This window comes from Flavobacterium cerinum, assembly GCF_004028155.1.
Taxonomy (GTDB): Bacteria; Bacteroidota; Bacteroidia; order Flavobacteriales; family Flavobacteriaceae; genus Flavobacterium; species Flavobacterium cerinum.
In genome coordinates, this window is sequence record NZ_SBII01000001.1 from 259,628 (window position 1) to 280,929 (window position 21,302).

The window sequence follows — 21,302 nt, forward strand, 5'->3', positions numbered from 1 at the left end:
AAATGTAGAGTTAAAAATAACATGTGCAACTTTTTAGTAAAAAATTTTATAAATATAAATAAAAAAACCGCCACTAAGGGCGGAGTAACTAACTGGTATTAGGTTGTTTATTTGGGTTTTTTTATAGGTTTTGTGTCTGTTTTCAGTTTTCGAATGAAATTTTCAGCGTATCGTTTTTAGGTGTTTTAGCTTCCTTAGTTTCTAAAATTTTATTTTTTTCGCCTATTAATAGCGTCTCCCCGCTAGTGTAATATCGTTTTAGAGTTATACCATTCAATACCGTATCCTGATTTTGAATATTAAAATTACTTGTAGGTATTTGTATCACCTTCCTGAATATTTTATGTCCCGGAGCTCTAACAATAATCATAGTACCCGATGCATTTTTATTGTTTTCTAATGCTTTTAAAGTAAGCTCGTCAAACTGGTTTTTTGAGATCTTGTCTTTTGTTGTTATTATTATACGTCCTGGCGAAGTTGTTGTTGTAATAAGAGGGGTAATAACAGTAGTGCGGCTTTTCATGATACTGTCTGTTTCTGGCGATAGTATAGCAGTAAAAGCTTTAAAATGTATTGCCTTAACAGTTTCAGGTTTAATTTTCTTTCTCTTTACAGTGTCATTCGCATTCTGCTGCACACTTTGTAATTCTTTTTGGTGTGTGGTAACTGGTATAGTACGGATTATGTTCTCTGTTTTTTTAATAGGTAAGTTCTGTTCTACAATCTGTTTAATAGGGGCTGTATGCTCTTTTTTAGGTGTAAAAACATTATAAGCTATGCCAACGATCACAAGTGCAGCAACAATAACACTAACTTTTATAAATAACACTAAAGAATTAGGCTTCGGTTTTTGTTGTATTTTAGTATCAAGTCCGCATTCTATTTTTTCCCAAAGCGAATCGCTCGGTACTTCGTTAAATACCTGCTTTTGGTTTTTAAAAAAAGTATAGAGTTCTTTATCTTCCATGATTTACTGTATTAAAGTTAGCCGAACTAAAAAAAGTTCTTTTCAATTTCTCTTTGGCATAATGCAATTGTGATTTCGATGTTCCTTCAGAAACACCTAACTGTTTGGCTATCTCGCTATGCTTGTATCCTTCTATGGCATAGAGATTAAAAACAATCCGTGCGCCTTCGGGTAAGGTTTTAAGCATTGCTTCGATATCATTATTATACGCATCTGTCAAACCCTCATCTCTAGTTGATAGCTGTACATCATCATGAGATACTTCAAGGTTAAAGCGGGTTTTCTTCCGCAGTTCCATCAGGCAGCTGTTAACCGCTATTTTTAAAATCCATCCTTCAAAGCTACCTTCCGTTTTGTATTGTTCTATCTTTTGAAAAACCAAAATAAAAGTATTCATTGCTACTTCTTCTGCCCGTTCTCTGTCTTTCATGTAGCGTTTGCATATGCCCATAACTTTAGTGCCATAGTTTTTATACACCTGGTGCTGAGCTAATCGATCCTGTTTCAGGCATCCTGAAATGAGTTCTTTATCGGTCATTAATTAATTTTAGACGTGTGTTTTATCAAATATGCAAATGGTTCTGTTTCCTAACAAGTTGTTTAAAATGAAATAGGGTATTTATAGTAAAGATGCAGATTAAGTAGTAGATGGTTGGAACGGGTACAAAAAAATCCGCCACATGGGCGGATTAATATCATAAAGCCTAAAATTATTTAGACATCTCTGTAAAATATTTGTAGAATAATGGGATAGTTTCAATCCCTTTCAGGTAGTTGAATATACCAAAATGTTCGTTAGGGGAGTGGATGGCATCACTATCAAGACCAAAGCCCATCATGATGGTTTTGCTTTTCAATTCTTTTTCGAATAGGGCTACGATAGGAATACTGCCTCCTGAACGCACAGGGATTGGTTTGATGCCAAAGCTTTCTTCATAAGCACTGGCAGCAGCACGGTAACCAATACTGTCAATAGGAGTTACATAAGCCTGACCTCCGTGATGAGGTTTTACTTTTACAGTAACGCCTTTAGGAGCGATACTTTCAAAGTGTTTTGTGAACAGTTCGGTAATTTCGTTCCATTCCTGATCCGGAACAAGGCGCATCGATATTTTAGCAAATGCTTTACTTGCAATAACTGTTTTAGCACCTTCACCTGTATAACCACCCCAAATGCCATTTACGTCAAGCGTAGGACGGATAGAGTTTCTTTCGTTTGTTGTGTAAGTAGCTTCACCATATACGTCTTCGATATCAAGAGCTTTTTTATAAGCATCAAGTGAAAACGGAGCTTTAGCCATTTCATCTCTTTCTTCACGGGAAAGTTCTTCAACCCTGTCATAGAATCCAGGAATGGTAATATGATTATTTTCGTCATGTAGCGAAGCAATCATTTTAGCCAGTATGTTTATAGGATTTGCCACAGCACCACCATATAAACCTGAGTGTAGGTCACGATTTGGTCCTGTAACTTCAACCTCTACATAGCTAAGACCTCTTAGTCCTGTAGTAATAGAAGGCTGGGTATTAGATATCATTCCTGTATCGGAGATAAGGATAACATCATTTTTAAGTTTTTCCTGGTTGCGTTCTACAAACCATGCAAGGCTTGGTGATCCTACTTCTTCTTCACCTTCAATCATAAACTTCACGTTACATGGTAAAGTGTTGTTTTTAACCATGTACTCCAGTGCTTTTACGTGCATGTACATCTGACCTTTATCATCACAGGCACCACGGGCAAATATGGCACCGTCCGGGTGAAGCTCGGTTTTTTTGATAACCGGTTCAAAAGGAGGGGAAGTCCATAGTTCTATTGGATCGGCAGGCTGAACATCATAATGTCCATATACTAATATAGTAGGCAGGTTTTTGTCTATTGTTTTTTCTGCATATACAATAGGGTAGCCCGGAGTTTCGCAAATTTCAACGAAATCGCATCCAGCTTTTTCTAAACTTGCTTTTACAGCGTCGGCAGTATTAATTACATCTTGTGAATAAGCACTGTCGGCACTTACAGATGGTATTTTTAACAGTTCAATTAGTTCATTTATAAATCTGTCCTTGTTTTCCTGGACATAGTTTTTTATGTTATCCATTCTAAATTAATGATATACGGTTGTAGGTCAAAACTACGAAAAAATTAAGTGCAAAAAAATTGAATTTTTTCTTTGATGATAAGAAAACATGCGTATATTTGCACCCGTATTAATGAAACGAATATATCAGTTTTATTATCGACCTGCGGGTGTGGTGAAATTGGTAGACACGCCAGACTTAGGATCTGGTGCCTCACGGTGTGAAGGTTCGAGTCCTTTCACCCGCACAACTTAAAAGCCTCTGATGTCTCAGAGGCTTTTTCTATTATATCCCCTCAATATTCGCTAATAATTTTTTTACTTTTTTGAGATAATTCAGCCTTTGTTTGCTTTGAAATTACAAAAGTAGTTGTATATTTGCACTCTCATAATGAAACAAATTATCGGTTTTATTATCTGCCTGCGGGTGTGGTGAAATTGGTAGACACGCCAGACTTAGGATCTGGTGCCTCACGGTGTGAAGGTTCGAGTCCTTTCACCCGCACAACTCAAAAGCCTCTGATGTCTCAGAGGCTTTTTTATTCCCTGATTTTTTTAAAGTGTTTTGCTGTAACCTTGTATAATTTGTATCTTCAGGATTAAAATTATACAATATGCGTGCTTTTTTATTTGCCTGGAATCCTGATAAATGGGAATGGCCTGATTTGGAACAAGATGTTAAAGACCTTGCTGAAACCGGTATATTTGTGGATGCCTGGAGCTGTGCAAGTCATAAAGCAGTACGCGAAGGAGATAAAGCCTACCTTATTAAATTGGGAAAAGAGCCTAAAGGAATTATGGGATCCGGATTTATTTCATCAGAGCCATTTATAGGTGAAAATCATCGTGGCCAGCCAAGGATGCGAATATTAGTGAATTTTGACAGGCTGCTAGATCCTTATAAAGAAGAAATATTGGCATTAGATGTATTAAAGTCGGGTGCTTTAGCTTCGCAGCATTGGTCTACACAATCATCAGGCATTGCTATTAAACCTGATCTTGTTCATGAACTGGAATCGGTTTGGCTGGATTTCCTTAAAGATAAACTACGCCGATAAGCTTTTAGGTTTATGCTGTTAGTAACTGTGCGGCTTCTTTTCTGTATACAGAGGGGCTTACACCATTATTCTTCCTGAAAAACTTATTAAAATGGCTCTCATCGGTAAAGCCAAACTCACCCGATATTTCATTAATTCGCTTGTCGCTGAATTTAAGGCGTGCTTCTATAAGCTTCATACGATGGTTGATTATATACTTTTGTATGGTCTCGCCTGTATTCTTCTTGAAATATTTACCTAAGTATGTTTCAGAAATACCAAAATAGCTACTCATTATATCTGTTCTAAGCTGAGCTGGAGAATAAATATTCTTTTGGATATAATTAATTATATCCAGTGCTTTTTCTTCTGTCTTTTCGTCTACGGCCGCAGGTAAATATTTAGCAATATTACGGGCAACAACTACTATCAAAGTATTTACAAGCTGCTGTATCAGTTCTTTATTGTATATGTCGCGATTAACATATTCTCTAATAATAGCTTCTGCAATTGGTTTCACCAGTGTTTTATCGGAAATGTTCTTTAAAATACATCCGGGCTGATGGTTAGCATTGTTTAGTATATATTCCAGTCTTTCTATATCTTCAGAATGAAAGGCTTTTGATTTAATGTAAATGTCATTGAACTTCAGGAAAAAGAACTCTGTAGTGGTATCTATTTCAAAAGAATGACAATCTTCAGGTGTAATGAGGAACATATGTCCGGCGCGGTAATCAAATTTATTTTTATTAATACACTGTCTTCCCGTCCCTGATATGATATATACTAATTCAAAAAACATATGTTTATGTTCTCCCTTAGGACATTCGTCCAGCGATTTATAAACAATCTCAAACGGCTGGTATAGATGTTCTTTATTCATGGCACAAAAGTACAATATTATAGAAAAATAATACCATTATTTGTTTTTTTTACGGTATAAATTTGCTTTATAAAATAATATAAATCATGAAAACAATTATAATAAAAGAATTTGGAGGCGTTGAGAACCTGGAATATACAGAACTGCCTTTGCCAGAATTAAATGGAAACGAAGTACTGATAGAGGTAAAAGCAATTGGTATTAATCCTGTAGAGGCAAAAACAAGAGCAGGTATTGGTATTGCGGGAAAGATTAAAGAATTTATGCCGCTTATATTGGGTTGGGATGTTTCGGGGATTGTTACTAAAACCGGACCTGAAGCTGTAAAGTTTAAAGTAGGCGATGCTGTTTTTGGAATGGTAAATTTTCCGGGACATGGAAAAGCTTATGCAGAATATGTTGCCGCACCAGAAGATCAATTAGCTCTAAAGCCGGCATCCGTTTCTCATAATGAGGCTGCCGCTGCTTCACTTGCAGCATTAACGGCATGGCAGTCGATCAGCCATCTCATTAAAATAAAAAAAGGAGACAGAGTACTTATCCATTCGGCAGCGGGAGGTGTTGGACACTATGCTGTTCAGATCGCTAAAAACCTGGGAGCTTATGTTATAGGTACATCATCTTCTGCAAACAGGGATTTCGTGCTTGGGCTTGGTGCCGATGAACATATCGACTATAAAGAAAATCGTTTTGAAGATGTAGTAAGCGATATTGACTTTGTGTATGATACTATTGGAGGTGATAACATTGACCGTTCTTTAAAAGTTATTAAGAATGGAGGGAGTATAATTAGTCTTCCGTCCAATTTGAATGGAGAAGTTATGGATAAAGCAAAAGCTTTAGGTATTAATGGCTACCAGTTTATGGTAACTTCAAATGGGAAGGATATGGAAACCCTGGCAGGACAGCTTGAAAGAGGCGAACTGAAATCGCATGTTTCTAAAACGTTTCCTTTTGATAAAATGCATGAAGCTCACCAGTATATAGAAAGCGGCAGGACTGTGGGTAAAATAGTAGTAACTTTATAATATGAATGCTTATAGCTTTCTGATTATAAGGCTTGCTGTTGGCGTTAGTATGCTGGGGCACGGTTTAGTACGCCTGCCTAAGCTAACTGCTTTTAGTGAGTGGATGATTGATAGTTTTAGAAATTCTATGCTGCCACAGCAAATTGTAATGCCTTTTAGTTATGTCTTACCAGTAGCAGAGTTTACTATAGGTATAATGCTGATTTTGGGTTTGTTCATAAAACGGGTAGGTCTTGCGGGTGGTTTTGTTATGGTACTGCTCGTTTTTGGCAGCTGCCTTACAGAGAATTGGGAGGCAGTACCCTCGCAACTTATACATGCAGCATTTTTTGCAGTGCTCATTCATTTTATTCGAAACAACTCATTTGCGTTAGATAACCTTATTAAAAAATAAACCATGACCGATAGAAGGAATTTTATAAAAAAAGCAGGGACTCTTGGTGTTGCCGGAATGATACTACCTAATACATCGCTTTTTGTTTCGGAGAATAATAATACTAAACCATTGTTCTCAGAAAAAACAAAATGGGCAGATGGTTCAAGAATGGTGGTGTCAGTATCCATGCAGTTTGAAGCGGGTGGTCAGCCTGATAATGCCGAAAGCCCATTTCCTCAAAACCTTGAAAAAGGATATAAAGATCTTCCTTCGGCTACCTGGTATGCTTATGGGTATAAAGAAGGTATTCCACGTATGCTGGATAGTTGGGATAAGCTGGGTATAAAGGTAACATCACACATGGTAGGGTCGGCAGTATTAAAAAACCCTCAGCTGGCGAAAGAAATTGTGCTGAGAGGACATGAAGCTGCAGCGCATGGTATGGACTGGTCATCACAGTATAATCTGTCTTATGAAGCTGAGAAGAAATTTATTAAAGATGGGGTAGATGCGGTAAAAAATATAACAGGTTTTACACCTGTTGGATATAATGCTAACTGGCTGCGCAGGGGTGAGAACACACTTAAAATATTGCAGGAGTTAGGCTTTTTATACCATATAGACGATTTGAGCCGCGACGAGCCTTTTATTATTAAAGTCAATAATAAAGATTTTGCAGTTGTACCCTATACTTTGCGCTGTAATGATATCCTGCTTATCGAAGGTAAAAACTTTTCGACAGATCAATTTGTGAATCAGGTTAAAATGGAATTCGATCAGTTGTATGCAGAATCAGAATTTAAGCGCAGGCAGATGTCTATTAGTTTTCATGATCGTATAGGCGGATCACCTCAAATGGTAAAAGCAACGCAGGATATTGTTAAGTATATCCAAACACATACTGGTGTTAGTTTTAAGAGAAAAGATGAGATCGCTAAAATGACACTTGAAGATAAAACAAGTATAAGAGAATAAAATAAAAAAACAGCCCGGGAACCAACACCCCGGGCTGTTTTAACATAAACCAATTTTAGTATTATCCAACTATAAACAGACTTGCAATAGTAACTGCTTCGTCTCCTGTTATCGGTTCGTCAAAAGATTCCGGTCCTGCTCCTGCAGGTATACCGTTTACTCCTGAAGTATTGAATCCTGCCTGTATTGCATTTTCTTCACCATTATATACAGCTTGAGCCTGTACGGGTAATCCACCACGGTCATTACCTACAATCCATCCTTTTTGGCCTCTAAGTCTTCTTATTTGTGATGCGTGCATCGCTTCTACAGAATGTATTTGCAATGCAGCAGTAAGAAGGTCTCCGTTAGAGATAAGATTACCTGCCTGTCCTTTATAGGCACGTACTCCTGTATCTTCAAAAGCTTGTGATAGGGCAAGGAAAGTTGGGTAGTCTCCAAATGCATCAAATGGTCCTCCGCCATTTACGCTTTTTGCTCCTGTAAAGTCAAATGTAGGTTTTGCCGGAGCATCAGCACCAAGTGCCGATTTTAAGAATGCTACGTGAGCATTTTCGTGTTTGGATATCTGTGCAATAATATCACGGTCAGCAGTAGGGATTAGTCCAGCTGTACTTAGTGCTATATCGTAAAATTCGTCTTCCAGGTATTCCAGTGTTAGCGCCAGTTGTAACGCAGATGTAGGCGTTGCTGTAGGTCCAAAAAATGCAGTTATAGATGCATTCGCTTTATTTGGAGTTAATAATGCTGCCAGTCCAAGTGGTACGGCCGCCATTGCAGCAGTAGATCCCATTTTTTGGAACTGTAATAAGCTATCTCTTCTTGAGCCTTTATTTGCAAGGCTGTTTATCATGCCTTCGTTAGTAAATGACTCTATAAATTTTATAATATTCATGATGTCGCGTTTTTAAGGGTTTGGTTATGGTAAGAATTGAGCCGAGAATGCTGTTTTGATAACACCCAGTCCGGATACTGCAGTAATAATTTGCGATGGTTTTTTGGCCTGGCCCAAACCATTTGCTACTGTAACAACATCATCTCCGGCAAAATCTCCAGATCCCGGATTAAGTAGGCTCCTTATTGCCGATGCATGTCTTGCTTCTATAGAAACAATTTTACCGGCAATTAATAAGTAGTTAGCACTGGTAATATATCTTCCTGCACCATTGTAGGCCGCTACTCCTGTATCTTCAAGTGTTTTAGCAGTGCCCAGAACCTGATCTCTGCTGCTAAAATTCAATTGGCCATAATCAAATTGCAGGTTAGGAAGCAATTGATCCTGACTTGTAATAACTCCTGATATTGCTGTTTTAAAAAACTCTCTATGAATTACTTCGTGTCTGTATAAATCAGTAAGTACAGCTTGTTCTTCACTGTTAAATACATTTCCAAAATTGTTGCCATTTACTACTCTGGTATAAAAATCGGCTTCCAGCTGCTCTAATGCATAAGCATAAGTAAGTATGCCCAAGTCGCCTCCCCCAAGATCAAAGATGCCGTTTCTAACGCCGGGAAGCTGATTGTCCGGTTTACTTCCGCCATCATCGTCACTGCTGCATCCGGCCATTATTAGCCCTGCACCTGCAATGGTAAGCCCGCTAATTTTAAGGAAGTTTCGCCTGTTCTGCAGGTTAGATCGTACTTCCTCTACTTTTACTTTTTTCATAATCTAAGAAAATTAATAGGTTAATAATGTGATAGGTGTGGCAGCTTGATTCGTTGATTTTTATAAAATATACTTTTACTTACGCTAATTAGTTTGTTATGGTTTTTTGTAAATAGCAAGTTGTTATGTTTTTTAAGTATATTTTATGAAAACATCAACTTGGTAATTCATGGGGTAGCTTGTGTAGTGTTGTTTTAACTAAAATGATGCTGTTTTTGTAATTATGGAATTTATGTAGGTTAACCTATATAAATTTAGAATTCCTTTAACATTTGGGCGTTTGTATTTGTTTGGTTTTTAGAGCTTTATTTTTTGATAAAATGTTTTGTTTTCAATAGCCAGGCTAAACTTTCATTTTTTTCGTTACTTTACGGTATAAATTTTATAGAAGGCCATGAAACAAAAAGCTACATTAAAACAGATAGCAAAAGAACTTAACGTATCTATATCTACAGTGTCTAAAGCGCTAAGTAACAGCCCGGAAATAAGTGAGCCTACAAAAATAAAAGTGCAGGAATTTGCTAAGCTTAAAAATTATAAGCCAAACAATATTGCTGTAAACCTTAAGAATAAAAGTTCTAAGACCATTGGGGTAATAATTCCTAATATACTTAACCCTTTTTTTGCTAAGGTTTTTAGCGGTATTGAAAAAGCGGCTAATGACAGAGGGTATAATGTGATTACGTGTATATCTAACGAATCGCTTGAAAAGGAGATACATGCAATGGAAGTTCTTAGTAATGGTACTATAGATGGTTTTATACTTTCAATATCTGAAGAAACTCAAAAAGAACAGAACTTTAAACATTTCAAAGAGGCTATTGCCGATGATCTGCCTATTGTGATGTTCGATAGGATTTCCGATGAGGTAAACTGTGATAAAATAATTGTTGACGATTTTGATTCTGCAGTCAATGGAACAAACCACCTTATAAAACTAAAGTGTAAAAACATTGCATTGGTATCTACCATAGATAATTTGAGTGTAGGTAAGCTTCGTGCTCAGGGGTATAAGAAAGCACTTAAGGATAATAGCTATACCGTGAATCAAGATATAATACTGTGTACAGACAATACTGATGAATTTGATGAAAAACTTAAGGTAATGTTTGATACTAAAAAAATTGATGGTGTTTTTGCATTAGATGAGCATGCCTCTGTAATGGCTATGAAAACAGCGATCAAGAAAGGAATAAAAATTCCTGAAGAATTACAGATCATTGGTTTTGCCGATGGCGTATGGTCAAAAAGATTAACGCCGAGTCTTTCTACAGTAAGCCAGCACGCACCTGAGATTGGTGAAACAGCTGCCGAAATGCTTATCAATCGACTGGAAGATAAATCGAAAGAACCCGCACCATACATAACCAAGGTGATTAAAACAGAATTAAGACAACGTGAATCCACACGTAAACTATAACAAAAAAGGGACTCAATCGAGTCCTTTTTTTATTCTTTCTTAAATTCGGTAATCATACCGTCTGCTTGTTTTAAAATGAATCCTTTTTTGCTAAAGGTCATTGTAATCCCGGCAGGATCAAAATTAAATATTGTTTCGCTAAGCGGGTTCAAAGGGAAAGATCCCTGATCGGTAGCGTGGGCTATAAGTGTTCCATTCACTAATTTGATATTTACTTTAAAAGGCAGTGATGGTGTACTGTAAATACCTTCGTAACTTTTTAAAACTGTCTCGTCGATCTTTGCACTGTTGAGGTTAGGGAAAAGATAAGGCAGTTTGTAATAGCAGCTCAAAACACCCATGACAATATCATTATAGTTGTAATTATCGCCATTTACCAAAAGCGCAAAGCCAAGCTGGTCTTTAGGGTAATATCCAACTACTGTATTAAATGATTCTATCCCTCCATTATGACCAAAGAACTTTCTTTCGATAAATGGGAAAGCAAAGATGCCACTGCCATAAGCCATATCAGTACGGGTCATGATATCCAGTAATTCTTTTTTAACGATCTTCCCATCAAACAGCGCTTTAATGAATTTAGTCATATCACTGGCGGTAGACGCTAAAGCACCGGATGCTCCGATAACCGATTCGTGCCATTCGTCTGCCTTAACCCATTTTCCATTCACAAAAGAGTAGGAGTAGGCCTCATTCTTTTTAGGGTTTATTTTTGTAAAGTAGTACGTATTTTTTAGTCCGGCAGGTTTTACCACCCTTTCCATTACATTGTCTTTGTATGATTTTTTAGTGATGTCTTGTATAATGTATCCTAAAAGAAGATAATTTGAATCACTGTAATCGCTTTTTTCTCCCGGTTCAAAAGCGGCATTGTAAGATTCCAGCCTTGTAACCATATCTTTCCTGTTTTGCAGTTTGTTTCGATAAACCAAAAACTGTGCATCGGCAGTATAGTTTAAAATACCGCTTTTGTGGTTTAGCATATCAGCAATGGTAATTTTGCCTGCATTTTTAATCTTTGGGAAAAACTCCGAAAGTTTAGTGTCCAGCTTTAGTTTTTTCTCTTCGACCAACTGAAAAATAATAGAAGAAGTAAATATTTTTGTAACAGCACCTACTTTGTATTTTGTTACCGGAGTGGCAGCAACACCGTTTTCGACATCAGCAAAGCCATATGCTTTTTCAAAAACAATCTCTCCTTTTTCCTGTATGGCAACAGAGCCCATGAACTTGTTGTTTTGATACAGGTAGTTTAATAGACTGTCTATCTTCTCAAATTTTGCACCCTCATGCTGAGCAAAGCCAGTGAGGGCAAATAATAAAGTAAATAAGGTTAAAAATGGTATTTTCATGATCAGTAAAATTGACGATAAAACGAGTATAATCGATTGGAATTAATGCGCTTCCAGCCAGTTTCGGCCTTCTCCAAGATCTACCTCCAAAGGAACATCAAGTACAAAAGCACTTTCCATTTCTTCTTTTATCATTGGTTTGATGCGTTCCAACTCACTATTATGAACGTCAAAAACAAGCTCATCGTGTACCTGAAGTAACATTTTACTTTTCCAGTTCTCGTTTACAAGCCTTTTTTGGATATTGATCATGGCTATTTTTATAATATCGGCAGCGCTTCCCTGTATAGGGGCATTAACGGCGTTACGCTCAGCTCCGCCTCGAACGACCATATTTTGAGAGTTAATGTCTTTTAAATAACGGCGTCTGCCCGATATAGTTTGTACATAACCCTGCTCTCTTGCTATTTCTACCTGTTCGCTTATATATTGTTTAAGCCTTGGGTACGTTTGGTAGTAAGCGTCAATAAGATCTTTAGATTCAGATCGGCTTAATGAAGTCTGGTTACTCAGTCCAAATGCCGATACACCATATACAATACCAAAGTTTACCGTTTTTGCATGGCTACGCTGCTCACGGGTTACTTCGGCTAAGGGTACATTAAATACTTTTGCTGCTGTAGCTGCGTGAATGTCTTCACCATTCTGGAACGAACGGACCATTTCCGGATCACCACTCAATGCAGCAATAATACGTAATTCTATTTGCGAGTAATCGGCAGATACAATCGTGTATTCTTCATCGCGTGCTATAAATGCTTTTCGAATTTGTCTTCCTCTTTCAGTACGGATAGGAATATTTTGCAGGTTAGGATTGTTAGAACTTAAACGTCCGGTCGCAGCTACTGTCTGCATATAGTCAGTATGTACACGCCCTGTTTTTGGCTCTACCTGTAATGGTAATGCTTCTACATAGGTGTTTTGTAATTTAACAAGCTGTCTCCATTCCAGTATCTCCTGTACAATAGGATTGTCATTTGCCAGGTAAGAAAGTACTTCTTCACCTGTAGCATATTGACCTGTTTTAGTTTTCTTTTGTTTGTTGCCGCCTATTTTAAGTCGGTCAAACAATACTTCACCCAATTGTTTTGGCGAAGCAAGATTAAAAGGATCTCCGGCAGTTTCATATATTTTTTGTTCCAGCCTTTTAATGTCACTGGATAATTCTGCTGATAACTCTTTAAGATAGGCCGTGTCCAGGTTGATACCTTCCTGTTCCATGGCAGCAAGTACCGGCATAAGAGGGATCTCTATTTCGTCAAAAAGTTTTTTGGTATCTGTCTCGTCCAGCATTGGAGCAAATACTTCTTTTAATTGTAGTGTTATATCGGCATCTTCAACAGCATATTCTTTTATCAGTTCAATCTCTACATCACGCATCGATTTTTGTCCCTTACCTTTTTTACCAATAAGGGTCTCAATAGCAACAGGAGAATATTTTAGATAAGTCTCTGCTAATATATCCATTCCATGACGCATATCCGGATTTATAAGGTAATGCGCGATCATGGTGTCGAATAATTTACCTTTTACCGTGATGTTATAATTGGCTAGTATCTCAAGGTCGTATTTTAAGTTCTGGCCTATTTTTTCAATAGCTTCATCTTCAAAAAACGGAATGAATTTATTGATCAGTTCCTGTGCCTCGTCGCGGTCTGCAGGGAATGGAACATAGAATCCTTTGCCTTTCTCCCATGAAAATGACATTCCTACCAGTTCGGCAGTAAGGGCATTAACACCTGTGGTTTCGGTATCAAAACAAACGCTGGTTTGCTTTTGCAGATCACGCAGTAATAGTCCGGTAGCAATATTGCCTTGTACGGCCTGGTAAAAATGATCGGTGTTCTCGATAGTATTGTAAAAGCCGGATGTAGTTGCAGCAGCAGTTTCATCGGTACTGTCTCCTCCAAATAAATCAAATTGCTGGTCATTTTTTGCAGCAGCTTTAGATGGAGCGTGAGTCAATACAGGAGTATCACTACTATTTTCGCCATCTACAAACAGTTTATGAAACTGTTCTGCCATTCGGCGGAATTCAAGTTCGTTGAATAAAGCTTCTACCTTTTCGGTATCTGGCTTTGTAAGTTCATAATCTTCTTCGTTAAAGGTAACGTCACAATCAATTATAATGGTAGCAAGTTTTTTTGACATAATACCCTGTTCGGCATTTGCTTCAATGTTCTCACGCATTTTACCTTTTAATTCATGGGTATTGGCCAACAGATTTTCCATTGAGCCATATTCTTTAAGCAGTTTTTTAGCAGTCTTTTCACCTACACCCGGTAATCCGGGAATGTTATCTACAGCATCTCCCATCATTCCTAAAAAGTCAATAACCTGCTCCGGTCTTTCAATTTCAAAACGTTCCAGAACTTCCGGAACACCCCAAATTTCGATACCATTACCCATACGTGCCGGACGATACATGAATATGTTTTCGCTAACCAATTGTGCAAAATCTTTATCGGGTGTTACCATGAACACCTTATAGCCTTCTTTTTCGGCCTGTTTTGCAATTGTACCAATAAGGTCATCCGCTTCACATCCTGCTAATTCAATAACAGGTATGTGCATTGCCTTTAATAGTTCCTGAATATAAGGAACTGCAATTTTTATGGCTTCGGGTGTTTCGTCACGATTAGCTTTGTAAGCCGTAAACATTTCGGTACGCACAAAACTTCCCTGTTTGTCAAATGCTACGGCAAGGTGATCGGGCTTTTCACGTTTTATAACATCGAGAAGCGAGTTCATGAACCCCATAATAGCCGAGGTATCCATTCCTTTAGAGTTGATCCTTGGGTTTTTTATAAAGGCATAATAACCACGAAAGATTAAGGCATATGCATCAAGTAGGAAGAGTCTTTTCTGTGACATGTAAAATCAATTTGGTGTAAAAATAAGCAAACCGATGCAGAATAAGAAGTACCTGTATAATGAAACTTTAAACAAAAGCCACATCGTTTGATGCGGCTTTAAAAGTGAATAAGAAAGAATAAGTATTAAACGGAAGCACGACTGCTATTCCTGTTGCCAAGACTAAGTGGACCTGAACCGAAATGGACTATAATTAGTGCGCCGCCTATCATAGAAATGTTTTTCATAAATGCCGCCATATCCATTTGTTGCGCCATTGGGTCTGAGATTGTCCAGAAATTATGAAGCATAACTGTTACAGGTAGTAAAAACAGGATAATAAGCCATGCGCCATATTTTGCTTTATAGCCTAAGATTATGCTTAGTGCACCAATTAGTTCTATAATTCCTGATAAAGGAACAAGGAACGAAGCCATTGGTACACCTTTTGAAGCTGCGTAGCCTATTGAAGGTTCGGAAAAATGACCAAAAGACGATAAAAGGAAAATTAAAGAGAATAATATTCTCCCTGCTAAAAGGGTGTATTTCATTTTTTTGGGTTTTAGTGTTTTTGTTGAAACAAATGTATTTACATTTGCTATACGAAAGTAAGTACTATACCTGTGTATAGTGCTATCAACCGGTATAGTGATGAGAAGAGATACAGAACATTTGGAAATAGGGAAATGCATGGGGATGATACTTCCCGTTAGAGATGCCCTCGATGTGTTGAATGGTAAATGGAAGCTGCCGATATTAATTTCTCTTACTTTAGGTAAAAAGAGGTTTGGCGAAATGGCTAAAGAAATACCTAAAATAACCGACAGGATGCTTTCTAAGGAATTGCGTGACCTTGAGATGCATGGACTCGTGAAGCGTACTGTTTACGACACTATTCCTGTGGTGGTTGAATATTCGCTTACAGAATATGGATACTCATTGGATAAAGTGATAGAAGAACTGCGTAACTGGGGCATACAGCACAGGCAACGTATTATTAATGGTGTTACCGCCAAATAGATTATTTGTAACAATTTTTTGCTTTATTCGTTAATAAAAAAAAGACATTATGTTTCGTTGGATATTATTCATTGTTTTTGTTGCTCTTATTGAAATCTATACCTTTCAGGCTGTAAAAACACTCACAAAAATAAGATGGGTTCAGTATACTTATCTTGTCGTTTCACTACTCATCATTATTTATATTGCTTATCAGTTTACTCAGTTTGACAGGAGTGTAGGGCAGACAAAACAAACCATGCTTACACTGGGTTTGCTGCTTATAACGTTCCTGCCTAAAATAATCATTACAGTTGTAATGTTTGGTGAAGATGTGATTAGGGTATTCGATGGCTTTATGAAAGAGTTTTTGGGTAACAGTAATGAATCGTTCCTGCCCGACAGGCGAAAGTTTGTAAGCCAGGCAGCATTAGGACTGGCGGCTATTCCGTTTTTATCATTGCTTTATGGTATGACAAAAGGGAAGTACAATTTCAAGGTTATTAAGCAGACTATATTTTTCCCGGATCTTCCAGATAATTTTGATGGAATGACCATCACTCAGATTTCAGATATTCATAGTGGTAGTTTTGATGATCATGAAGAGATCAATCATGCTATTGATATGATCAATGCCCAAAAGTCAGACATTATATTGTTTACAGGAGACATTGTAAACACTCATGCTACCGAAATGCACCCCTGGATCGATGCTTTTAAACGTATTGAAACTCCGGCTATGGGGAAATATTCGGTATTAGGTAATCATGATTATGGCGAATATGTTACCTGGCCATCGGAAAAAGACAAGAAGGACAACTTTGATGCAATTAAAGACCTGCACAGGCAGATTGATTTTAAGCTATTGCTTAATGAAAATATAAAACTGGAAAGAGACGGACAGCAAATAACATTAGTTGGAGTAGAGAACTGGGGTGAAGGCTTTAAACAGGCGGGCGATCTTTCTAAAGCATCGGTAGGAGTAAAGCCGGAAGACTTTAAAATACTAATGAGCCATGATCCATCACATTGGGAATATGAGGTTAAAAGCAATGTAAACAATTATCAGTTAACGCTTAGCGGGCATACACACGGTTTGCAGTTTGGTATAGAAATTCCGGGAATTATAAAATGGAGCCCTGTTCAATACCGCTACAAACAATGGGCTGGTTTGTATGAAAATTTAGGTAGATATATTTATGTTAACCGTGGCTTTGGGTTTCATGCCTATCCTGGTCGTGTAGGGATCTGGCCGGAAATTACTGTTATCGAACTAAAAAAAGGCGAAAGAGTAGGCTAATTTCGTAAAAATGTTATATTTGTATAATAATTACTTACAAAAAAGTTTTAAAGTCAGTTTTAAAATTTCAATTTTATGTCAAAATTTGGAGAACTTATAAACTCCCAGGTACCTGTACTGATTGATTTTTATACAGAGTGGAATGAGCCTTCCGTATCAATGCACCCCGTTATAAGGGATGTTGCGGCAGCGCTTGGTGATAGGGCAAAAGTCATAAAAATTGACGTTGACAAAAACCAGGAGTTGGCTGATGCGTTAAGGATTAAAGGACTTCCTACTCTGATGATCTATAAAGACGGTCAAATGGTATGGAGGCAGTCGGGCGAACTGGATGCCAATACCATTATCGGACTTGTGCAGGAGCAGATCTAATTTATCGTACTAAAACTAAATCCATTTTCTTTTAGATATTCTAAAACTTTGGGAAGGGTGTATTCCAGATTGGGAAATGCCTTGACGCTGTCATGGAATATAATTACGCTGCCTTCGGTAACATTATCTATAACATTGTGCAGACACTGTTCTGGCGTTATATAGGTATCAAAATCTGCACTAAGCACATCCCACATAATTATCTTATAGCCTTTCTCTCTAATTTCTTTTGCCTGCTGCTTTTTTATTTTGCCGTAGGGCGGGCGAAATAGCTTTGCATTACTGTTGCTTGCTCTGTTGGTAATGGATTGTTCACAGGCTTCCATATTCTCTAAATAAGACATGTTTTCAGTATTCCAGCCATTAACATGATTATAGGTATGATTGCCTATGGTATGGCCTTCATCAATTACTTTCTGGAAAATATCAGGGTGCTTTTCTATATTGCTGCCAATACAAAAAAAGACAGCCTTACAATTGTAGGTTTTTAGCTGTCCTAAAACCCATTCGGTGACTTCAGGGGTTGGGCCATCATCAAAAGTAAGATAAACCGTTTTGTTGTTATTAGGAATATCCCAAACGTAGCCGGAAAAGAATCTCTTTATAAACCATCGTGTTTTTACCCAATACAATTTCATACTATTACTTTTAAAAAAGAATGCAGTACTATATAAAAAAGTACTGCATCTCAAAGTTAAGAATAGTAAGTTAACTATTCATTATCTCTTTTATGATTTGGAAACTTACTGTTATATTTATTAAATATAACTTTAGCCTTATTGTAGTACTCAGTATCACCACTGTCTTTCATTATCCATAAAAGGCTTCTGTAGCGCTCTATTGCTGTGATAATATCCATATTGATCGCATTTCTGTCTGCCATAGACAGCCCTTCATAATAGGTTAGGTTCTCCTGGTACTTCTTAGACAATTCGTCTAACAACTCACGTGCTTTTTGTTTTTCGTCAAGTTCATAGTACCCTGTTGCAAATGGTTCAACTAAAGTGTAATACTCATAATATTTTACCGGCATTTTTGTCATGGCCAGGTCTATTACTTTTTTAGCTTTATCTTTTTTACCTTCTTTAATAAGGGCTTCCATAAGCCTTGCTAAATTGGTACGGTAAGTAATACTGTTTTTGCGTGTCTCAGGATCATGGTAGATCTTAGGACTTTCGCTATTGCCCCAATCCCATGACATTACAAGGCTGTACATTTTTTCAGTATCAATATAACCCATATCAAGCGGGCTGCCATCTTTAGGTATAGCTGTTTTTACAGGGATAAGTTTATATACCATACCATCTAATTCAAGATAGTCTTTCATCCATAGGTAATCGTCATCACCAAAGCTTCCACCTGTAAAGTAAACGGGTCTTTTCCAGTTATTATTGCTAATGATGTCAAGCATCATTAGGCGGTTTTTATAAATAGCATCCCCTTTAATATCGATATCTATAGACGGTACAATGGAGTCATACAATTGAGGTGAAACAACCTTATTTTTAATAATTTCTTCCCTGTTTACAGGAATACTTATTTTGTTTGTAGGGTAGAAATTAACAAAATGACCATTATTCAGCTCTTTTTTAACCCTTGGGTCATCCGATGCTATAAAAGCTAAAAGATCTTTAAGCGGCCAGCGATTTTTACTTTCAGGAACATAAAGGCTGTAGTCACGGGTACCTTGTTTGTACTGGTCGTAAGTAAAGTTTATCGGCATAGGCTCCGATTCATAAGCTTTAGCTTTCATCTGCTCAATGTACCAGTCGGTCATTAATAAACTTGTATTTACGATCCTTACATCAGTACGGTAGCCTTCAATTTCCTGTGCATACCATAACGGGAATGTATCGTTATCACCAATAGTAAATAATATAGCATTAGGCTCACATGATGACAGGTAACTTTTTGCCATTGCAATTGCTGTGTATTTACCTGAACGGTCATGGTCATCCCAGTTTTCTTTTGCCATTAATACAGGCGCTGCCAGTAATGAAACGGCTATAACAACCGGTCCGGCAATTTTAGGCTGCAGGTATTTTTTAATTCCGTCATAAATGGCATATACGCCAAATGCGATCCACATGGCAAACACATAGAATGAGCCTACAAGGGCATAATCTCTTTCACGCGGTTCAAACGGACGCTCATTAAGGTATATTTTTAACGCGATCCCGGTAAACAGGAATAGCGTTAAAAGTACATAGAAGCTCTTCGGGTCTTTTCTTGCGTGGAAAGCAAGCCCTATAAGCCCCAGTATGAATGGAAGGAAGTAATACATATTACGCCCTTTGTTATTTAATTGATCAGATGGCAGGTTTTGCTGCGATCCTAAATGCATTTCATCAATCGGGGTTATTCCGCTCAGCCAGTTACCATCAATATTGTCATATTTACCCTGAATGTCATTCTGCCTTCCGGTAAAGTTCCACATCAGGTACCTCCAGTACATATAACCAAACTGGTATTCGAACATGTATTGCATGTTGTCTCCAAAAGAAGGTTTTTCTACAATAAGGTAGTCGCCGTAGGTTTTAAGGAACTTATTGTATTGGTCAAGATCAACATCACCTTTACGGTAAGCGTTCCTAAATTCAGATACAACACTTTCTATTTCGCCTCTAACTTGAATTATAGCAGTATTATAGTCTTCCTCAGTCATTTGATCAATAGGAAGGCCATATTTCATAAGCTCTTTATCGTAATCATAACCCGGATCTAATTTAAATCCAAGGGGTTTTGTAAAACGCATATAGTTTACGGCATGATCTGTACTCCACATTCTAGGCAAAAAGCCTTTATGGTTATCATCTGTGTTCTGTTTTGCATTTTTATAATTGTTTACAATAACATATTTACCTGTTTTGTAATCTCTCTGGTAGTTTGGCTTTTCATCCTCATAGGGTCTTGTTTTATCAAGGCCGGCATATACGTCAGAATACATAGGACCATAAAACAGCTTTTGCTCACCATACTGCTCCCTGTTATAGTAAGCAAGTACCTCTGCGGCATCCGAAGGTTTGTTTTCATTGATCACCACATTTGCATTGGCACGAATAGGTAGCATCATCCATGTAGAGAAACCTATAAAAATGAAAAGTATACAAAGTATCAGGGTATTGTAAAAAGGAAGGTTTTTCTTCTTTGTAAAGTTCAGGCTGAAATAAAAGAACGCTATAATAAAAAGTGTTATGAATATAGTTCCTGAATTAAAGGGCATCCCTAATGAATTTACCATGAATATTTCGGTTTTCCCGAATAATGCCATGGTATAAGGCAATAGCAGTTTAAAGATAAACAGAAGTATCGCTACAATAACCACATTAGCAATAATGAAGCTTTTAACAGTGATCTTTTGGTAATTCTTAAAGTAGTAGATGAATCCGATTGACGGTATGGTTAATAAAGCCATAAAGTGAACACCAAACGATAAACCAATAACTAACGAAATGATAAGCAGCCATTTGTTTCCTCTTGGCGTATGCATTTCCTGTTCCCAACGAAGACCCAGCCAAAGCAGTAAAGCAATGAATAAGGATGCCATAGCATAAACTTCGGCTTCTACAGCGTTAAACCAAAAACTATCGGTAAAAGTATAAGCAAGACTGCCCACTGCCGAAGCACCTAATATTACAACAGCATTATTATTGTTTAGTTCTGAAGTTTTGGCTACAATGTTTTTAAGCACTATAGTTAATGACCAAAACATAAAAAGAATAGTGAAGGCACTTGAAAATACCGACATCATGTTCACCATAAGTGCCACTTTATCAGGGGCTGTTGCAAACATGGCAAAGAAAGCGCCCATCATTTGATAAAGGGGAGCTCCCGGTGGGTGTCCTACTTCTAGTTTTGCAGCGGTAGAGATGTATTCGCCACAATCCCAAAAGCTAAGGGTAGGTTCTACTGTTAATGAATAAACCAGTAGTGCAATGGCAAAAACAGACCATCCTAAGATGGTATTCCATTTTTTGAAATCGAATGTTATCATGT

19 protein-coding genes and 2 tRNA genes are annotated in these 21,302 nt (G+C 37.5%); 10 read left to right on the forward strand and 11 right to left on the reverse strand.

Features of this window, described 5'->3' with window-relative positions:
* Positions 1 to 142: 142 nt before the first annotated feature.
* The 3 genes from EPI11_RS01205 to EPI11_RS01215 all read right to left on the reverse strand — a co-directional run bounded on the left by EPI11_RS01205 (position 143) and on the right by EPI11_RS01215 (position 3,066).
* Entirely contained in the window at positions 143 to 967 is an 825-nt protein-coding gene (locus tag EPI11_RS01205) for a hypothetical protein (protein ID WP_128388132.1), read from the reverse strand.
* Positions 957 to 1,505, reverse strand: a complete 549-nt coding sequence (locus tag EPI11_RS01210) for an RNA polymerase sigma factor (RefSeq protein ID WP_128388133.1) — start codon at positions 1,503 to 1,505, stop codon at positions 957 to 959. Before EPI11_RS01210 ends, EPI11_RS01205 begins: the two co-directional genes overlap by 11 nt.
* Positions 1,506 to 1,677: 172 nt before the next feature.
* Positions 1,678 to 3,066, reverse strand: a complete 1,389-nt coding sequence (locus tag EPI11_RS01215) for a dipeptidase (RefSeq protein ID WP_128388134.1) — start codon at positions 3,064 to 3,066, stop codon at positions 1,678 to 1,680.
* A 145-nt stretch (positions 3,067 to 3,211) separates the two neighbouring features.
* Here EPI11_RS01215 and EPI11_RS01220 point away from each other — a divergent pair.
* The 3 genes from EPI11_RS01220 to EPI11_RS01230 all read left to right on the forward strand — a co-directional run bounded on the left by EPI11_RS01220 (position 3,212) and on the right by EPI11_RS01230 (position 4,103).
* Positions 3,212 to 3,293, forward strand: a tRNA-Leu gene (locus EPI11_RS01220).
* 175 nt (positions 3,294 to 3,468) lie between these two features.
* Positions 3,469 to 3,550: transfer RNA gene (locus EPI11_RS01225), tRNA-Leu, on the forward strand.
* Between the two features lie 109 nt (positions 3,551 to 3,659).
* Entirely contained in the window at positions 3,660 to 4,103 is a 444-nt protein-coding gene (locus EPI11_RS01230) for a hypothetical protein (protein WP_128388135.1), read from the forward strand.
* 10 nt (positions 4,104 to 4,113) lie between these two features.
* Here EPI11_RS01230 and EPI11_RS01235 read toward each other — a convergent pair whose 3' ends face one another.
* A complete protein-coding gene (locus EPI11_RS01235; protein ID WP_128388136.1) occupies positions 4,114 to 4,965 on the reverse strand; it encodes an AraC family transcriptional regulator in 852 nt (283 codons plus the stop codon).
* 86 nt (positions 4,966 to 5,051) lie between these two features.
* Here EPI11_RS01235 and EPI11_RS01240 point away from each other — a divergent pair, with 86 nt between their 5' ends.
* From EPI11_RS01240 to EPI11_RS01250, 3 genes are read left to right on the forward strand one after another with little or no spacing between them, the layout of a single operon-like run.
* Positions 5,052 to 5,993 (forward strand): NADP-dependent oxidoreductase, encoded by a 942-nt coding sequence (locus tag EPI11_RS01240; protein ID WP_128388137.1) that lies wholly within the window; start codon positions 5,052 to 5,054, stop codon positions 5,991 to 5,993.
* Between the two features lies 1 nt (position 5,994).
* Positions 5,995 to 6,387 (forward strand): DoxX family protein, encoded by a 393-nt coding sequence (locus EPI11_RS01245; RefSeq protein ID WP_128388138.1) that lies wholly within the window; start codon positions 5,995 to 5,997, stop codon positions 6,385 to 6,387.
* Between the two features lie 3 nt (positions 6,388 to 6,390).
* A complete protein-coding gene (locus EPI11_RS01250; RefSeq protein ID WP_128388139.1) occupies positions 6,391 to 7,344 on the forward strand; it encodes a polysaccharide deacetylase family protein in 954 nt (317 codons plus the stop codon).
* A 61-nt stretch (positions 7,345 to 7,405) separates the two neighbouring features.
* Here EPI11_RS01250 and EPI11_RS01255 read toward each other — a convergent pair whose 3' ends face one another.
* Entirely contained in the window at positions 7,406 to 8,239 is an 834-nt protein-coding gene (locus EPI11_RS01255; RefSeq protein ID WP_128388140.1) for a ferritin-like domain-containing protein, read from the reverse strand.
* Positions 8,240 to 8,263: 24 nt separating this feature from the next.
* Positions 8,264 to 9,013 (reverse strand): ferritin-like domain-containing protein, encoded by a 750-nt coding sequence (locus EPI11_RS01260; protein WP_128388141.1) that lies wholly within the window; start codon positions 9,011 to 9,013, stop codon positions 8,264 to 8,266.
* Positions 9,014 to 9,404: 391 nt separating this feature from the next.
* On the opposite strand from EPI11_RS01260, the gene EPI11_RS01265 reads away from it, so the two are divergent.
* A complete protein-coding gene (locus EPI11_RS01265) occupies positions 9,405 to 10,430 on the forward strand; it encodes a LacI family DNA-binding transcriptional regulator (RefSeq protein ID WP_128388142.1) in 1,026 nt (341 codons plus the stop codon).
* A gap of 29 nt (positions 10,431 to 10,459) precedes the next feature.
* Here EPI11_RS01265 and EPI11_RS01270 read toward each other — a convergent pair whose 3' ends face one another.
* The 3 genes from EPI11_RS01270 to EPI11_RS01280 all read right to left on the reverse strand — a co-directional run bounded on the left by EPI11_RS01270 (position 10,460) and on the right by EPI11_RS01280 (position 15,327).
* Positions 10,460 to 11,782, reverse strand: a complete 1,323-nt coding sequence (locus EPI11_RS01270; RefSeq protein ID WP_128388143.1) for a serine hydrolase domain-containing protein — start codon at positions 11,780 to 11,782, stop codon at positions 10,460 to 10,462.
* A 42-nt stretch (positions 11,783 to 11,824) separates the two neighbouring features.
* Complete coding sequence (gene polA, locus EPI11_RS01275) at positions 11,825 to 14,656, reverse strand: DNA polymerase I (RefSeq protein ID WP_128388144.1); 2,832 nt, start codon at positions 14,654 to 14,656, stop codon at positions 11,825 to 11,827.
* A 125-nt stretch (positions 14,657 to 14,781) separates the two neighbouring features.
* Positions 14,782 to 15,327: a DoxX family protein gene (locus EPI11_RS01280; RefSeq protein WP_128388145.1), complete on the reverse strand. Its 546-nt coding sequence runs from the start codon at positions 15,325 to 15,327 to the stop codon at positions 14,782 to 14,784.
* Between EPI11_RS01280 and EPI11_RS01285 the strand changes: the two genes are divergently transcribed.
* From EPI11_RS01285 to EPI11_RS01295, 3 genes are all read left to right on the forward strand, one after another.
* Entirely contained in the window at positions 15,287 to 15,655 is a 369-nt protein-coding gene (locus EPI11_RS01285; protein WP_128388146.1) for a winged helix-turn-helix transcriptional regulator, read from the forward strand. The genes EPI11_RS01280 and EPI11_RS01285 overlap by 41 nt on opposite strands.
* A 46-nt stretch (positions 15,656 to 15,701) precedes the next feature.
* A complete protein-coding gene (locus EPI11_RS01290) occupies positions 15,702 to 16,934 on the forward strand; it encodes a metallophosphoesterase (protein ID WP_394343626.1) in 1,233 nt (410 codons plus the stop codon).
* A gap of 75 nt (positions 16,935 to 17,009) precedes the next feature.
* The gene (locus EPI11_RS01295; protein WP_114756316.1) at positions 17,010 to 17,306 is read left to right on the forward strand and encodes a thioredoxin family protein; all 297 of its coding nucleotides are present in this window, start codon (positions 17,010 to 17,012) and stop codon (positions 17,304 to 17,306) included.
* Here the strand turns inward: EPI11_RS01295 and EPI11_RS01300 are convergent.
* Together EPI11_RS01300 and EPI11_RS01305 are read right to left on the reverse strand one after the other, a co-directional pair.
* The gene (locus EPI11_RS01300) at positions 17,303 to 17,944 is read right to left on the reverse strand and encodes a polysaccharide deacetylase family protein (RefSeq protein WP_128388148.1); all 642 of its coding nucleotides are present in this window, start codon (positions 17,942 to 17,944) and stop codon (positions 17,303 to 17,305) included. The genes EPI11_RS01295 and EPI11_RS01300 overlap by 4 nt on opposite strands.
* Before the next feature lie 74 nt (positions 17,945 to 18,018).
* The gene (locus tag EPI11_RS01305; protein ID WP_128388149.1) at positions 18,019 to 21,300 is read right to left on the reverse strand and encodes a glycosyltransferase family 117 protein; all 3,282 of its coding nucleotides are present in this window, start codon (positions 21,298 to 21,300) and stop codon (positions 18,019 to 18,021) included.
* Between the last annotated feature and the right edge of the window lie 2 nt (positions 21,301 to 21,302).

Bases quoted from the DNA above. Each gene is read 5' to 3' on its own strand.
- EPI11_RS01250 (WP_128388139.1), top strand. From the start codon at position 6,391: ATGACCGATAGAAGGAATTTTATAAAAAAAGCAGGGACTCTTGGTGTT.
- EPI11_RS01215 (WP_128388134.1), bottom strand. From the start codon at position 3,066: ATGGATAACATAAAAAACTATGTCCAGGAAAACAAGGACAGATTTATA.
- EPI11_RS01245 (WP_128388138.1), top strand. From the start codon at position 5,995: ATGAATGCTTATAGCTTTCTGATTATAAGGCTTGCTGTTGGCGTTAGT.
- EPI11_RS01295 (WP_114756316.1), top strand. From the start codon at position 17,010: ATGTCAAAATTTGGAGAACTTATAAACTCCCAGGTACCTGTACTGATT.
- EPI11_RS01240 (WP_128388137.1), top strand. From the start codon at position 5,052: ATGAAAACAATTATAATAAAAGAATTTGGAGGCGTTGAGAACCTGGAA.
- EPI11_RS01300 (WP_128388148.1), bottom strand. From the start codon at position 17,944: ATGAAATTGTATTGGGTAAAAACACGATGGTTTATAAAGAGATTCTTT.
- EPI11_RS01230 (WP_128388135.1), top strand. From the start codon at position 3,660: ATGCGTGCTTTTTTATTTGCCTGGAATCCTGATAAATGGGAATGGCCT.
- EPI11_RS01205 (WP_128388132.1), bottom strand. From the start codon at position 967: ATGGAAGATAAAGAACTCTATACTTTTTTTAAAAACCAAAAGCAGGTA.
- EPI11_RS01305 (WP_128388149.1), bottom strand. From the start codon at position 21,300: ATGATAACATTCGATTTCAAAAAATGGAATACCATCTTAGGATGGTCT.
- EPI11_RS01255 (WP_128388140.1), bottom strand. From the start codon at position 8,239: ATGAATATTATAAAATTTATAGAGTCATTTACTAACGAAGGCATGATA.
- EPI11_RS01210 (WP_128388133.1), bottom strand. From the start codon at position 1,505: ATGACCGATAAAGAACTCATTTCAGGATGCCTGAAACAGGATCGATTA.
- EPI11_RS01235 (WP_128388136.1), bottom strand. From the start codon at position 4,965: ATGAATAAAGAACATCTATACCAGCCGTTTGAGATTGTTTATAAATCG.
- polA (WP_128388144.1), bottom strand. From the start codon at position 14,656: ATGTCACAGAAAAGACTCTTCCTACTTGATGCATATGCCTTAATCTTT.
- EPI11_RS01265 (WP_128388142.1), top strand. From the start codon at position 9,405: ATGAAACAAAAAGCTACATTAAAACAGATAGCAAAAGAACTTAACGTA.
- EPI11_RS01280 (WP_128388145.1), bottom strand. From the start codon at position 15,327: ATGCATTTCCCTATTTCCAAATGTTCTGTATCTCTTCTCATCACTATA.
- EPI11_RS01270 (WP_128388143.1), bottom strand. From the start codon at position 11,782: ATGAAAATACCATTTTTAACCTTATTTACTTTATTATTTGCCCTCACT.
- EPI11_RS01285 (WP_128388146.1), top strand. From the start codon at position 15,287: ATGAGAAGAGATACAGAACATTTGGAAATAGGGAAATGCATGGGGATG.